Genomic DNA, 14,276 nt, shown 5'->3' on the forward strand with positions numbered 1-14,276 from the left:
CTGCGGGAAGATCTTGGCTATACCGTCTTTCAAAAACGTTTTCGAGGCGAATTCCCCCCCTGAAAATTAGATTTTTGGGGGGGTTTTTGTGTAAAGTCATGTCAAATTTCGACTTTGAAAGCGTTATATCTAATTTTTATATGATTTTAGGTGAAATCCGATGGGTATTTTTATAAGCGCTTCATTTAGTAAGATTGAGTTATCAATTAGAGGAGGGGTTATTGAATGGAAGCGCTCACACCTAACACCATTCCCCGCAGCGGTCAAGATACTGCTAAAGCACCAAAGCGTAAACGAAAGCGCGGCTTCTGGAGTACGGTGCTCCAGCAAAAATATTTATATTTAATGTCGCTCCCTTTTGTCATTTGGGTGTTCGTGTTCAGTTACCTGCCGCTTTGGGGCTGGACGATGGCCTTTCAAAACTACAAACCGGCAAGGTCATTTTCCGAGCAAAAATGGGTAGGATTTAAATATTTCCACGAGCTGTTCCAAGACGACCGGTTTTATCTGGTGCTGCGGAACACGCTGGCGATGAGCTTCATGGGCCTCATTCTGGGATTCGTGGTTCCGATCTTCTTTGCGATTCTCCTTAATGAGCTGCGTGGTATGTTCTTCAAGCGGTTCGTGCAGACGGTTTCTTACCTGCCGCACTTTGTATCCTGGGTCGTTGTAGCAGGCATTATTACGAAAATGCTTTCAATCGACGGCGGCGCGGTCAACCAGATTCTGATGGCGCTCCACCTCACGGACGAACCTATACAGTTCATGGCGAAGGGAAGCTGGTTCTGGTACATTGTAACCGGTTCCGATGTCTGGAAGGAAACAGGCTGGAATACGATCATCTATTTGGCAGCGATTACAGGGATTGATCCGGAGCTGTACGAAGCATCCCGTGTCGATGGCGCGAGCCGCTGGAGACAGATGTGGCACATTACGCTGCCGGGCATCCGCTCGACGATCTCGGTTCTCCTGATTATGTCGATTGGCCACTTGATCAGCATCGGCTTCGAGAAACAGTTCCTGCTCGGCAACAACCTGGTGACGGATTACTCGGAGGTTCTCGATCTGTACGCACTGAATTACGGTCTGAATATGGGCAGGTTCTCATACGGTACCGCCATTGGCATATTTAACTCCGTAGTCAGCATCATCCTGTTGTTTACGGCTAACGGCATTTTCAAAAAGGTTACGAAAGAAAGCATTATGTAGGAGGCGAGAAGTCGAGATGCCAAACAAAGCGTTTAATGCGACCCGATCCGATAAGATCTTCGATATATGCAACATCATCTTCATGGCGATCGTGCTGATCGTTACGCTGTATCCGTTTCTGAACGTGCTCGCCATATCGCTGAACGATTCCATCGATACGGTGCGTGGTGGCATCACCATCTGGCCGCGTGCGTTCACATTTGAAAACTATAAGACGATATTTGCTTATGACACTTTGCTTCAAGGCTTGAAAATTTCCATTTTGCGTACGATCGTCGGTGCTGTTCTGGGGCTGCTCAGCGCATCGATGCTGGCCTATACGCTCAGCCGGCCTGATTTTCAGGCCCGGAAGTTCGTATCGACATTCCTGGCGATGACGATGTACTTCTCCGGCGGCTTGATCCCGGGATACATCCTGATGCGCGACCTGAACCTGATCGGCACGTTCTGGGTATATGTTCTGCCGGGTCTCGTCAGTGCATTCAACGTATTTATCGTCCGTTCCTTTATCGACGGCTTGCCTTATGCGCTTCAGGAATCGGCCAAGCTGGACGGAGCCAACGATTTTACGGTATACTGGCGCATTATCCTGCCGCTCTGTAAACCGGTGCTTGCGACGATCGCGCTGTTCCTTGCCGTAGGTCAGTGGAACTCCTGGTTCGATACGTACCTGTACAACGGCAGCAACGCCACCTGGACCACCCTGCAGTACGAGCTGATGAAGGTGCTGCAGAGCACGCAGCAGGGCGGCGGAGCGATCAACGCCAACGATATGGCCAAACAAATGGCCCAGATTTCGCCGGAATCGATCAAGATGGCCATTACCATCGTCGTGACCGTGCCGATCCTGATCGTCTATCCGTTCTTGCAGAAATATTTTGTGAGTGGCATGACGCTGGGCGCGGTCAAATCGTAAAAAACGCTTTTTTAGAAGTTACATTCTTATATAGAGGTATCAGCAGGCTAGCCTGTTATACAAAATAGATAAAGAAAAAGATTAGACATCATGGGGAGGGTTTACGCAATGCCAAAGAAAGCGTTCAAGGTAACCGCAATTTCTCTGATCATCGCATCAATGCTAGCGGTTGCGGGCTGCGGCGGAGGCAAGGAGGATACCGCGGCCAAAGATACAGGTGATACGACATCGCCGATCACCTTCAGTTTTTTCGGTGCGGATGCGAGTCCAAACTGGAACAAAATGCAGGATGAAGTCGGCAAGGAAATCACTGCGAAGACAGGCGTTACGATCAATGCGGAGTTCGCTGTATCCGGCGGAGGGCAGGATAAGATTTCCCTGATGGCCGCAAGCGGTGACTATCCGGACCTTATTTTCGCTAAAGGTGACGTTAACAAGCTGGTGGATGCCGGCGCAATGCTCGACCTGACCGATCTGATTGACAAGTACGCGCCGAACCTGAAGAAGGTATATGGCGACTACATGGACCGTCTGAAGTACAGCAATGATGACCAAGCCATCTATGTGCTGCCGACCAATGCGGCGGTGAACCAGCAGTATTTTGACGCCGGCGGCGGATTTGAAATCCAGAATGCCGTGCTGAAAGAGCTGGGCTATCCGGAAGTAAAAACCGTCAAGGATTTTGAGAACGTGCTGAAGGCTTATAAAGAGAAGCATCCGACGATTGACGGCCAGCCAACCATTCCGTTGACGCTGGATGCGGACGACTGGAGAATCATGATCACCGTTACCAACCCGGCGTTCCTCGCAACAGGAGCACCGGACGACGGCGAATATTTTATCAATCCGCAAACCTATGAGGCTCAGCTGCACTACAAGCGTCCGGAGGAAAAAGAGTACTTCCGCTGGCTGAACCATATGTACAACGAAGGCCTGCTGGATAAGGAAACGTTTGTACAGAAGAGCGACCAGTACAAGTCCAAAATTTCGAGCGGACGCGTGCTTGGCCTGATCGACCAGGAATGGGGCTATTCCGACGCGGAGAACGCGCTGAAAGCTGCAGGTAAGGACGAGAGAACTTACGCTCACCTGCCGGTAACCTTGTCGGAAGAATATAAGGACCACTCCTTCCAGGATACAGGCTTTACATCCGGATGGGGGATCGGCATAACGAACAACTGTAAGGATCCGGTTCGGGCAATTAAATTCATGGATTGGCTCGCTTCCGACGAAGGGCAAGTATTGATCAACTGGGGTATCGAAGGGAAGCACTACAATGTCGAGGACGGCAAGCGCGTCATTCCTCAAGAAATTCAGGATAAGAAAATCAACGACGCTTCCAACTTTACGAAAACATCGGGCATCGGCCTGTACACGATCTTCTCCGCCCACTATGGTGACGGTGTGAAAGATCCATCCGGCAACTACTATACGACGAACTTCCCGGATCAAATCGTAGCCAGCTACACACCAGCCGAGAAAGAAACGCTGAAAGCTTACGGCGCTAAGACCTGGAAAGACCTGTTCCCTTCGGAAAAGGATTTCCCTGTGAAGCCTTGGGGAGCAGCGTACAACATTTCGGTTGAAGAAGGTTCTGATTACACGGTAACGTACCAGAAAACGCAGGACATTATCCGCAAGCGTATTCCGGAAGCGATCCTGACGACGCCGGACAAATTCGACGCAGTCTATGACAACATGATCAAGGAACTGAATGCAGCCGGTGCGGAAAAAATGGAACAGCAATACACCGAGCTGGTGAAGGACCGTGTCGAGTTGTGGGGCGGAACGACCGAAGCGAAGTAATCCGAATTTTTAAAAAAGAGCAATAAGTTCATCAGGTAGGGCCTGCTCATAGCAGTAGGTCCTATTTGTGATGGATTTTTGTGACTTAATTTATCTCTATACCTTATATAATATAAAGATGTAAATTTACTGTTCTATCAACGTTTTTATTAGAATTGCCGATCGTAAACGCATCAAAAATTAAATTTAAAAATATGTATTAAAATGACTTGACAGTCGTTTTTAAATCTTTTATGATTCAAATGTGAAAGCACTTTCATTACACATTTTCCCTGCAGGCTGTTTTCGAAAACGTTTTAAACAAAGAGGTGGAGTCGAACAAGAAACCAGAGATGTGAAGTGAGGAAGTTTAGTTATCTGAGTTTTGTAAACGTATTCAATTCATCTGGGTTTCGGCACAACATGCGGCAGTGCCCAGCGTCCGTACGACGTTGATGCAATGCCGGCTCTTGAATGCAGCACGAAGTAATTCCATTAGTAATGAAGGGGGATATGATTCACATGAAGGGAAACACGAAGAAGAAGTTTGGAATGCTGCTCCTCGCCAGTGTGCTGCTCGTTTCCGCAGGCTGCAGCAGCTCAGGGGGCGACAGCAAATCCGCCGGTTCCGGCAGCTCGTCTTCCAATGCGGCGCAGGATGCGAAGGCTGACGATACGAGCCCGATCACGTTCTCGTTCTTTGGCGCTGACGCCAGCCCGAACTGGAACAAGATGCAGGATGAGATTGGTAAAGAAATTACGAAGAGAACTGGCGTGACCATCAATGCGGAGTATGCCGTATCCGGCGCAGGCACCGATAAAATATCCCTGATGGCTGCGAGCGGAGAATATCCTGATTTTATCTTTGCCAAAGGCGATGTCGACAAGCTGGTGGAAGCCGGCGCGATGATCGACCTGACCGATTTGATCGACAAGTACGGCCCGAACCTCAAGAAGGTATACGGCAAGTACATGAACCGTCTGCCGTACAGCAACGATGATAAAGCCATCTATGTGCTTCCAACGAACGGAGCGGTGGATCAGCAGTACTTTGACGCCGGCGGCGGATTCGAGATCCAGAATGCCGTCCTGAAAGAGCTTGGCTATCCGGAAGTAAAAACCGTTAAGGATTTTGAAAACGTTCTCCAGCAATATAAAGACAAACATCCGACGATCGACGGCAAGCCGACGATTCCGCTGACACTGGACGCGGATGACTGGAGAATCATGATCACCGTAACGAACCCGGCCTTCTTGACGACAGGCGCTCCGGATGACGGAGAATACTTCATTAACCCTGAAACCAACGAAGCTCAGCTGCACTACAAGCGTCCGGAAGAGAAAGAATACTTCCGCTGGCTGAATCATATGTACAATGTGGGTCTGCTGGATAAGGATACGTTCGTGCAAAAGAGTGACCAATATAAATCCAAGATCGCCAGCGGCCGCGTCCTGGGTCTGATTGACCAAGAGTGGGGCTATTCCGACGCCGAGAATGCGCTCAAGACCGCCGGCAAAGCGGAGCGCACTTATGCTCATTTCCCTGTAACGCTGTCGGATGAATACAAAGACCATTCCTTCCAGGATACCGGATTTGTAGCTGGTTGGGGCGTAGGCATTACTACGGCATGTAAGGATCCGGTCCGCTTGATCAAGTTCCTGGACTTCCTTGCATCCGACGAAGGCCAAGTGCTGCGCAACTGGGGTATCGAAGGCAAACACTACAACATGGTGGACGGCAAGCGCGTTATTCCTGATGACGTGCAGGACAAGAAAGTCAACGATAACGCCAACTTTACGAAAACGTCCGGCATCGGTCTGTACACCACCTTCTCCGCTCACTACGGCGACGGCGTGAAAGATCCATCCGGCAACTACTACACGACGAACTTCCCGGATCAAATCGTAGCTTCCTATACGCAGCCGGAGAAAGATACCTTGAAAGCGTATGGCGCAACAACCTGGAAAGACCTGTTCCCGTCTGAAAAGGACTTCCCTGTCAAACCTTGGGGCGCAGCCTACAATATGGCTACTCCTCAGGACGGCAATTATAATGTTATCTACCAAAAAACGCAGGATATTATCCGCAAGCGGATTCCGGAAGCCATCTTGGCGAAGCCGGAACAGTTCGACAGCATTTATGACAATATGCTGAAAGAGCTGGATGCTGCAGGGGCTAAAGAAATCGAAAAACAATATACGGAACTGATCAAGGAAAGAGTCGAGCTCTGGAGCGGAAGCGCTCAATAAGCCGGCCTGATCAGAGGAACGAGGGTCCCGGGATGTATCCCGGGGCCCTTTTTTGTTTTTTTCCAAAAAACCATTGCTTCCGGGAGAACATCCTGCTAAGATGTAAACAACAAATTGATAATATCAAATTGATATTATTGATATCTCATCATTACCCTCATCGGTCACGGTGATCTGTGAAGGCGTAATGGAGCAGCTGGAGGGAACGGACATGGGAAAATGGTTTAAAGGATGGAGCGCCTACGAGCTGGTATGGCTCGGCGTATTTTGCGGAATTGCGGTGGGACTTACGGTGATCATGAAGGATAGCCTGTTCGGGTTTACCGTGTTTCTGACCGGCGTGCTGTGCGTGGTGCTGGCAGCGAAGGGCAACCTGATGAGTTATGTATTCGGGATGTACAACACGTTCGGGTACGCGTACCTGGCTTATACGAACGGGATTTACGGGGAGATGCTGCTGAATCTGCTGTTCTTCGTTCCGATGAACGTGGTCGGCTTTTTCCTGTGGCGGAAGCATCAGGATGGCGGCAAGCTTGAGATGCGCCGCATGAGCCTTCGAGGGATTCTGTGGACCGGAGCCGCCTGCGTGCTGGGCAGCGTGATGATCGGTTTTTTCCTGTCGCTGATACCGACGCAAAATTCGCCGTACATCGATGCGATCACCAACGTGCTGTCGGTTGTCTCAACCTTCCTGATGGTATGGCGTTATAAGGAACAATGGCTGGTGTATATCGTACTGAATGCTTTTACCGTGCTGCTGTGGGTGCTGCGTACCCTGGACGGCAGTCCTGACGGGCTGCTCATGATCGTCATGTGGAGCGCGTATCTCATCAATGCGGCGTACGGTTATTACACTTGGACCAAAGGGGCAAAGGAGGCTTACCGATGAAAAAGCTGGGACTGACGTTGGGGAAATTCGCCCCTTTTCATAAAGGGCATCAATACATGGTGGAGACGGCGTTGAAGGAAGTGGATGAACTGATCGTGGTCATTTACGATACGACGGTCACGACCATTCCGCTGCATATCCGCGCAGGCTGGATCCGGAAGCTGTATCCGGGCGTCAGGGTGATCGAAGCGTGGGACGGTCCGGACGGCTATTCGAATGACTGGGAGCATGAAATTCGGGAGGAGCAGTATATTTTGGGGCTGCTTGACGGCGAGCAGGTTACGCATTTCTACTCGAGCGAGTTTTACGGCGAGCACATGAGCAAGGCGCTCGGCGCCGTGGACCGCCGCGTCGATGAGGCGAGGGGCGTGGTGCCGATTTCGGCGACGATGATCCGGGAGGACCCGTATAAGCACCGGCAATTTGTAAGCGACATCGTATACCGTGATCTCATTACGAAGGTGGTCTTCGTCGGAGCGATGTCGACCGGCAAGTCAACGCTGACGGAGGCGCTGGCCGGCAAATACAACACAACTTATGCCAGCGAGTACGGCCGGGATTATTGGACGGAGCATCAGGTGGACCGGCGGATCAGCTTCGAGGCTTTTGGCGAGATTGCAACGGGGCATATCGAGCGCGAAGAGAAGGCGCTGCTGGAAGCGAACCGGTATCTGTTCGTGGACACGAACGCCATCACGACCTATATGTTCGCGCTGGATTATCACGGCCGGGCTCCGGAGCTGCTGACCCGGCTGGCGCTGGAGAACGCCGGCAGATACGATCTCTTTTTCCTGTGCGAGGACGATATCCCATATGACGATACGTGGGACCGAAGCGGGGACCAGAAGCGGCATGTATTCCACAAGCAGATTATCGCCGATTTGAAGGAGCGCCGGATTCCTTACATCCCATTAAGGGGATCGCTGGAGGAGCGGATCAAGCGGGTCGAGGAGGTACTGAAGGCGTTTGTTCCGTACAGCAACTATTTTGGAAGCCTTGTTTAAGCCAGCCCAATTATTGGATTAAAGAGGGGGCTGCTGGTAGAATAGAGAACGGATTGCTAGATTGGCCTGGAGCCTAAGGCTCGGGCCGGCTAATGAATAGGTAACATTCAACAGGAAAGAGGGGGATTTCATTGGCTGTGATCGGAATCGATCTGGGAACGACCAACAGCCTGGTGGCCTGCTGGGCACAGGACCGTGCGGTGGTCATTCCCAACGTGCTCGGAGAACATTTGACACCGTCCATCGTCAGCGTGGACGAAAACGGCGAAATTGTGGTCGGCCGGATTGCCCAGGAGCGCTTGATTACCCATCCGGAGCGGACGGCTGCCACTTTTAAACGGTTTATGGGAACAGAGAAAAAATACGAGCTTGGCCCTCACTCCTTTACACCAGAGGAACTGTCGTCCTTTATATTAAAGGCTTTGAAGGAGGACGCCGAGAGCTACTTGGGCGAACCCGTGACGGAGGCGGTGATCAGCGTCCCGGCATACTTCAACGATGCCCAGCGCAAAGCGACGAAGCACGCAGCCGAAATCGCCGGTCTGCGTGTCGAGCGGCTGATCAGCGAGCCGACCGCGGCGGCGGTGGCCTACGGTCTGCACCAAGAGCAGCCGGAAACCCAGTTTCTCGTGTTCGACCTGGGCGGAGGAACCTTTGACGTCTCCATCCTGGAACTGTTCGAGGGAGTCATGGAGGTGAAGTCTATCGCGGGGGACAATTTCCTTGGCGGTGAGGACTTTACGGAGCTGCTTGTGACGCATTTTCTGGAGACGCACCAAATGGAGTGGGAGGCGCTGGACCCGAAAACAAGATCGGCTATACATAAACAGGCGGAGAGCTGCAAGCTTGCCCTGGGACGGGAGGCGTCGGCTGAAATGGCTTTGACGATCGATGGAACCCGGTATGAAGTGCGGCTTGACCGTAACGAATTTGAAAAGCTGGCCCATCCGCTGCTCCTGAGGCTGCGCCAGCCGATCGAGCGGGCGCTGCGAGACGCGTCCTTGTCCCCGTCCGATCTGGATGCGGTGATCCTGATCGGAGGAGCCACCCGAATGACGCTTATAAAAAGCGTCATCGGCCGCATGTTCGGCCGCATGCCGTACAGCGACATCAATCCGGATGAGACGGTTGCCGTCGGCGCGGCCATCCAGTCGGCGCTGAAGGAGCGAAATGAGGCGCTGAACGAGATGATCCTTACCGACGTGTGCCCTTATACCCTGGGTACCAGCATTGTGCAGGAACTGGGCAAAGGGGGATTCTCATCGGGGCATTTCTTCCCGATCATCGAGCGCAACACGCCGATCCCGGTCAGCCGGATTGAGCGGCTCTGCACGGTGTCTGACAATCAGCGGCGGTTAACCGTTGATATTTATCAGGGCGAGAGCCGGCGTGTCGAGAACAACATCAAGCTCGGCGAGCTCCACATTAAGGTGCCGCCGGCCCCTGCCGGCGAGCAGAAGATTGACGTCCGTTATACCTATGACATTAACGGGATTTTGGAGGTCGAGGTGACCAGCGTTGCGACCGGCGAGAAGAAGCGCGCCGTCATCGAGAAGAACGCCGGCAGCATGACGAAGGAAGAGATCGAGGCGCGGCTGCTGGAGCTTCAGGATATCAAAATTCACCCGAGAGACCGGGCGGAAAACCGGCTGCTGCTGGCCAGGGGCGAGCGGCTGTATGAAGAGGCGCTGGGCGAGAGCAGGGAAGTGATCGCTGCCTATATCGGACAGTTCGAAAAGGCACTGCATACCCAGGATGACCGCGAAATCAAAAAAGCTGCCGAGGTCTTCAAGGATCGATTGGAACAGCTGGAAAGGTGGTTGAGCTTCACATGAACATCTGGGAAAGGTTGGGGATCGAGCGGACCACGGAGCTGCGCATCATCAAGAAGGCTTATGCCGCCAAGCTGAAGCAGCATCATCCCGAGGACGATCCCGAGGGCTATCAGCAGCTTCGGGAAGCTTATGAGGCGGCATCCAAGTTCGCCAAGGAGGCCAGTACAACGGTACGTGAGCCGGCTGAGGCTGAGGATGAGCTTTCCATGCCGTTCTACCCGCCGGAGGATACCAAAGGGGAAGTTGATCAACATGGCGCGCCTATTGCACAAACCACATATTCAAATGAAATATTCCAAGCCACAGCAAGCGCAGATCCAATCAGCCTGTGGATTCATCAGGCAGGGGAGCTGTACGACGACTTTCCGGCACGGATTCGGGTGGAGTCGTGGGAGCGGCTGCTGAACGAGGATATCGTATGGGACGTCGAACGCGGGCCGGAGCTGCAGCATGCGTTCGTGTCCTTTCTGATGTCCTGCAGGCATCTCCCGCGAGACGTTTGGCAGCTGCTGGACGGCACGTTTTACTTTACGGAAGATCCCGAAGAACTGCGGGAGCGGTATCCAACGTATTTTGCCGAATACATCCTGCAGCAGCTGGACGGATCACGGGAGCTGCGTTATGGCTCGCTCGCTAACGCTCCCGTAGGGGATGGCGCGGACATTGAGAGATTTTTGGATCTGCGGGAGTCAGCGCTGGATATGCTGATGGAAGGAGAGCTGGAAGAAGCGGAAGCGTGCTTGTCCGAAGCTTCGGCGTGGTTTGCCGACGATCTGGATCTGCAGCTGCTATGGGGAAAATATAACCTGGCCGTGGGCAACCGGCAGGAAGCGCTGAAATGTTTCGGCCATGCGATCCTGCTGCAGCCGGATGATCTGGAGGCTTATCGTTACGCGGCACAGCTTCGATACGATGATCAGCGGTATGAAGAGGCGCTTTCGGATTGCGAGCGCATTTTGGCTGCCCATCCGGAAGATCAGGATGCACTCTGTTTGGCGGGACGGTGCCTCACCGCGATGGGACGGATATCGGAGGCCAAGGAACGGATGAAGCGTTCTTTTGACACAAACAATCAGCATATGAGCACCCTGATGTACTGGTCGTCTACGGCAAATAAGCATCACTACGATCAGGGGAAGATCGACCCGGCCGAGCACCGCAAAGTGGTCAAAAACAATATTATATTCGACGGTTTTTTATTTCTTCGGTTAACTTGGCTTTATATTTTTGTGTATATCGTGCTGCAGTTGTTTTTTGACGTGCCCGTTATCGTCACGGGGGTGTTCGTGGCCATTCTGCTGTGGTATTTATACAGAACGTTAAGAGCACACCGGGTGCTATCAACCTAGATAATGGAGGACGACATGCGCAGCGATTACAAGAAGAAGCAAATCAAACAGCTGGAGCTGTACTTCCGCAGTCTCTCCAGCGTATGCATCGACAGCGTGCTGGCTTATTATTATGTGCCGTACGAGTTTTTGAAATTTGAGCGTTACCTCGGGAACCGGGTTTTGAAAAAGGGGCTGCGGCTCTGGGACATCAAGGATGCCGAGTCCTTAAAGACCCGGATTCGCTGGCTGCTGGAGGACGGGAACCGTGACGATTATAAGGCTCTGCACGCCGAACTGTCGGCGCTGCCGGAACAGGCAAGGCAAAACTGGATGGAGGCGTCCAAAGATCATCCGGAATATGCGCGGATGAGCGTGATTCAGACGTTTCTGCCGCAGCTGCCTGCCGGAGAAATAGCTGCCTTCGGGGGCGGTTGGGCGATTTTCTTGAGCCGGGTTGGGCTCGCTTACGGATATTTGACGAAGGAAGAGGCCTGGGCCATTAAATTGGAAGCCGCCGGGTACGTGCAGCAGCACTACGGCAGCTGGGAAGAGTATTTGATCGCATTTATGGCCGCCAGCCGCTTTTGGAAACCGGAGGAGCAGTTTGGGAATATGGTCCACATCATGACCCGCGGGCAGACGCTTCTGGGGATGGGTACCTTCGCTTCCCGGAAGGCGCCATGGGATATTCCGCTTGAACCGGGAGGCGAACGAGCAGCGTACCGCAAGGGATCGGCCAGTCTGGATGCCTGAGGCGGGGATCAACGGGCTTGCGGGTCACAGGACCTTTAGATTGTAGGGCTTAAGTACGCCCGAAGCTCTTATAGGGGGGAATTGGATGTATACCTTGGAAGAACTACGGAAGGCATTCCGGAAAGGGACCAAGCTGAAATATGTTTTTTTCTGGGGGCACCAGCCCGCGGCGGACGGATCTATTACGAAGAGCTGCTTCAGCCAGTGGTGGGAAGCAAAGTTTACCGTGGACGGTGTGGAATATGCAAGTGCCGAGCATTATATGATGGCCGAGAAAGCCAGGCTGTTCGGTGACGAAGAGATCCGGGAACAGATTCTTGCTGCCAAGCATCCGAAGCAGGCCAAAGATCTGGGGCGGAAGGTGAGAGGATTCGATCCAGCCGCATGGGACCGGGAAGGGTACTCCATTGTGGTCCGGGGAAATGAAGCGAAGTTTTCCCAAAACGACGATTTGAAGCAATTTCTGCTGGGCACCGGGCAGCGGGTGCTGGTAGAGGCAAGTCCCGTGGATTCGATCTGGGGCGTTGGGTTGGCCGCGGACGACGAAGCGGTCCTTAACCCGCTGCTGTGGAAAGGGAAGAACCTGCTTGGCTTTGCCTTGATGGAGGTTCGGGACCGTCTGCAGGCGGAAGAAGTCTAGCGGAAGTACGAAACATGCACGTCGTGCGTGCGGGGCCTAGCGGGAGTGAAGAACTTGGCAGCAGTAAGGAGCACGCTGGCAATGAGGAGCATGCCGTCAGTGAGGGGCCTGGCAGGAGTCAGGATCAGTCGACTGTGGGAAAAAGGCTGCAAATCGAGGGTCATGCTATATAGAGGTCACCCGGCCATGCAAAAAGGTCGTTGTCGGTTACTCGCGTAACGGGACAACGACCTTTTTATATGCCATAATTTTGCGTTCGAGGAGGCGGTGTTTCGGCTTAGGTCAGTGCGCCTTCCTGCTTTTTAAAGAACGTACGCAGCGCCTGGTAGACCTCGCCCTTTTCCTTGATGACGTAATACATGAACTGGTCGAGCTTGATATTCCGGTACGCGGACATCAGCGTGCTGCTCCGGTTGTACTGGTTGACCTCTCCGTAACCGAACATGTTGCTGACTTTAAGCAGCTCGCCAATCAGCCGCACGCAGCGTTCGTTATCGGAAGTCAGGTTGTCGCCGTCCGAGAAATGGAACGGATAAATATTGTACTTGGCGGGCGGGTAGCGCCGGTCGATAATTTCCAGCGCTTTCTGGTAGGCGGACGAGCAGATCGTGCCCCCGCTTTCGCCCCGGGTAAAGAAATCTTCTTCGGTGACTTCTTTGGCCTCCGTATGGTGGGCCACAAAGACGATGTCGACCTTTTCGTATTGGCGGCGCAGGAAGCGGGTCATCCAGAAGAAGAAGCTGCGCGCACAGTATTTTTCAAACGTGCCCATCGACCCGGACGTATCCATCATCGCAATGATGACCGCGCTGGAATGGGGAACGACGATGTCCTCCCACGTTTTGTAACGCAGATCGTCGGGGCTGATATGGTGAATTCCCGGCTTGCCGCTGGTGGCGTTGCGCCGCAGATTTTCCAGGATCGTCCGCTTCTTGTCGATGTTGGACTGCATGCCTTTTTTGCGGATGTCGTTGAACGTGATCGATTCGGTTTCGACTTCCTGCTGCTCTTTCGGCTTCATATTCGGCAGCTCCAGCTGATCGAACAGCATGTTCTCCAAGTCCTCGAGGCTGATCTCGGCTTCCATAATGTCCTGGCCGGGCTGGTCACCGGCTTTTTCGCCTTGACCCGGCTTTTGCACCGGATCCCTGCCCAGCACGTCTCCCACCTGGCTGTCGCCGTCTCCCTGGCCGACATGCTTTTGCTTCTGGTAGTTATAAATGAAACGGTATTCATCGAGGCTCCGGATGGGCACCTTGATGATTTGCTTACCGTCCGACATCACGATGTTTTCTTCTGTGATCAGGTCGGGCAGGTTCTGCTTGATAATTTCCTTAACCTTCTCCTGATGGCGGACCTGATCCTGGTACCCTTTCCGGTGCAGTGACCAGTCCTCCTTGGACACCACAAACAGCGAATGATCGTCTGATGGCATGTTCAGGCACCTCCCATGTTCCCATACTCAGCACAAACTTTGGCTTGTTAAACATTTATATTCACGGGCGGGGACGATATGTGATGACGCAAGAGATAAAATAAGAAGTTTGCCGCACCCAAATATATGAAATTTTGCGAGAATCGCTGCTATGGATGAGATAAGCGTTCCGATGCCGGTGATCTCACTCTGGCTATTGCCAAAAGTCAGCAGTTTGGGCTATAGTGGT

General features: G+C 52.8%; 11 protein-coding genes. 10 read left to right on the forward strand and 1 reads right to left on the reverse strand.

The annotated features are described in order from the left end of the window. Positions 1-225: 225 nt before the first annotated feature. From ABID47_RS08495 to ABID47_RS08540, 10 genes are all read left to right on the forward strand, one after another. Positions 226-1,209, forward strand: a complete 984-nt coding sequence (locus ABID47_RS08495) for an ABC transporter permease (protein WP_354495886.1) — start codon at positions 226-228, stop codon at positions 1,207-1,209. A gap of 16 nt (positions 1,210-1,225) precedes the next feature. Beyond that, a complete protein-coding gene (locus ABID47_RS08500) occupies positions 1,226-2,125 on the forward strand; it encodes a carbohydrate ABC transporter permease (RefSeq protein WP_076170554.1) in 900 nt (299 codons plus the stop codon). Positions 2,126-2,233: 108 nt separating this feature from the next. Continuing rightward, positions 2,234-3,931, forward strand: coding sequence for an ABC transporter substrate-binding protein (locus ABID47_RS08505; RefSeq protein WP_354495888.1), 1,698 nt, complete (start codon positions 2,234-2,236; stop codon positions 3,929-3,931). 501 nt (positions 3,932-4,432) lie between these two features. After that, positions 4,433-6,160, forward strand: a complete 1,728-nt coding sequence (locus ABID47_RS08510) for an ABC transporter substrate-binding protein (protein ID WP_116232204.1) — start codon at positions 4,433-4,435, stop codon at positions 6,158-6,160. A 211-nt stretch (positions 6,161-6,371) separates the two neighbouring features. Continuing rightward, complete coding sequence (gene pnuC, locus ABID47_RS08515; RefSeq protein ID WP_354495890.1) at positions 6,372-7,049, forward strand: nicotinamide riboside transporter PnuC; 678 nt, start codon at positions 6,372-6,374, stop codon at positions 7,047-7,049. Then, positions 7,046-8,053 carry an AAA family ATPase gene (locus tag ABID47_RS08520; RefSeq protein WP_354495892.1) on the forward strand — a complete coding sequence of 336 codons (1,008 nt, stop codon included), beginning with the start codon at positions 7,046-7,048 and terminating at the stop codon, positions 8,051-8,053. Before pnuC ends, ABID47_RS08520 begins: the two co-directional genes overlap by 4 nt. Before the next feature lie 131 nt (positions 8,054-8,184). Then, positions 8,185-9,888: a molecular chaperone HscC gene (locus ABID47_RS08525; RefSeq protein ID WP_354495894.1), complete on the forward strand. Its 1,704-nt coding sequence runs from the start codon at positions 8,185-8,187 to the stop codon at positions 9,886-9,888. Next, positions 9,885-11,237, forward strand: a complete 1,353-nt coding sequence (locus tag ABID47_RS08530; RefSeq protein WP_354495896.1) for a tetratricopeptide repeat protein — start codon at positions 9,885-9,887, stop codon at positions 11,235-11,237. Before ABID47_RS08525 ends, ABID47_RS08530 begins: the two co-directional genes overlap by 4 nt. Positions 11,238-11,252: 15 nt before the next feature. Then, positions 11,253-11,972 (forward strand): DUF1266 domain-containing protein, encoded by a 720-nt coding sequence (locus tag ABID47_RS08535; protein WP_354495899.1) that lies wholly within the window; start codon positions 11,253-11,255, stop codon positions 11,970-11,972. Positions 11,973-12,057: 85 nt separating this feature from the next. Beyond that, positions 12,058-12,612, forward strand: coding sequence for an NADAR family protein (locus ABID47_RS08540; RefSeq protein ID WP_354495901.1), 555 nt, complete (start codon positions 12,058-12,060; stop codon positions 12,610-12,612). Between the two features lie 277 nt (positions 12,613-12,889). Here the strand turns inward: ABID47_RS08540 and yhbH are convergent, their stop codons facing one another. After that, the gene (gene yhbH / locus ABID47_RS08545; protein WP_076170546.1) at positions 12,890-14,047 is read right to left on the reverse strand and encodes a sporulation protein YhbH; all 1,158 of its coding nucleotides are present in this window, start codon (positions 14,045-14,047) and stop codon (positions 12,890-12,892) included. Between the last annotated feature and the right edge of the window lie 229 nt (positions 14,048-14,276).

The organism is Paenibacillus favisporus (genome assembly GCF_040545415.1).
Classification (GTDB): domain Bacteria; phylum Bacillota; class Bacilli; order Paenibacillales; family Paenibacillaceae; genus Paenibacillus_AQ; species Paenibacillus_AQ favisporus.

Bases quoted from the DNA above. Each gene is read 5' to 3' on its own strand.
- ABID47_RS08495 (WP_354495886.1), top strand. From the start codon at position 226: ATGGAAGCGCTCACACCTAACACCATTCCCCGCAGCGGTCAAGATACT.
- ABID47_RS08500 (WP_076170554.1), top strand. From the start codon at position 1,226: ATGCCAAACAAAGCGTTTAATGCGACCCGATCCGATAAGATCTTCGAT.
- ABID47_RS08505 (WP_354495888.1), top strand. From the start codon at position 2,234: ATGCCAAAGAAAGCGTTCAAGGTAACCGCAATTTCTCTGATCATCGCA.
- ABID47_RS08510 (WP_116232204.1), top strand. From the start codon at position 4,433: ATGAAGGGAAACACGAAGAAGAAGTTTGGAATGCTGCTCCTCGCCAGT.
- pnuC (WP_354495890.1), top strand. From the start codon at position 6,372: ATGGGAAAATGGTTTAAAGGATGGAGCGCCTACGAGCTGGTATGGCTC.
- ABID47_RS08520 (WP_354495892.1), top strand. From the start codon at position 7,046: ATGAAAAAGCTGGGACTGACGTTGGGGAAATTCGCCCCTTTTCATAAA.
- ABID47_RS08530 (WP_354495896.1), top strand. From the start codon at position 9,885: ATGAACATCTGGGAAAGGTTGGGGATCGAGCGGACCACGGAGCTGCGC.
- ABID47_RS08535 (WP_354495899.1), top strand. From the start codon at position 11,253: ATGCGCAGCGATTACAAGAAGAAGCAAATCAAACAGCTGGAGCTGTAC.
- ABID47_RS08540 (WP_354495901.1), top strand. From the start codon at position 12,058: ATGTATACCTTGGAAGAACTACGGAAGGCATTCCGGAAAGGGACCAAG.
- yhbH (WP_076170546.1), bottom strand. From the start codon at position 14,047: ATGCCATCAGACGATCATTCGCTGTTTGTGGTGTCCAAGGAGGACTGG.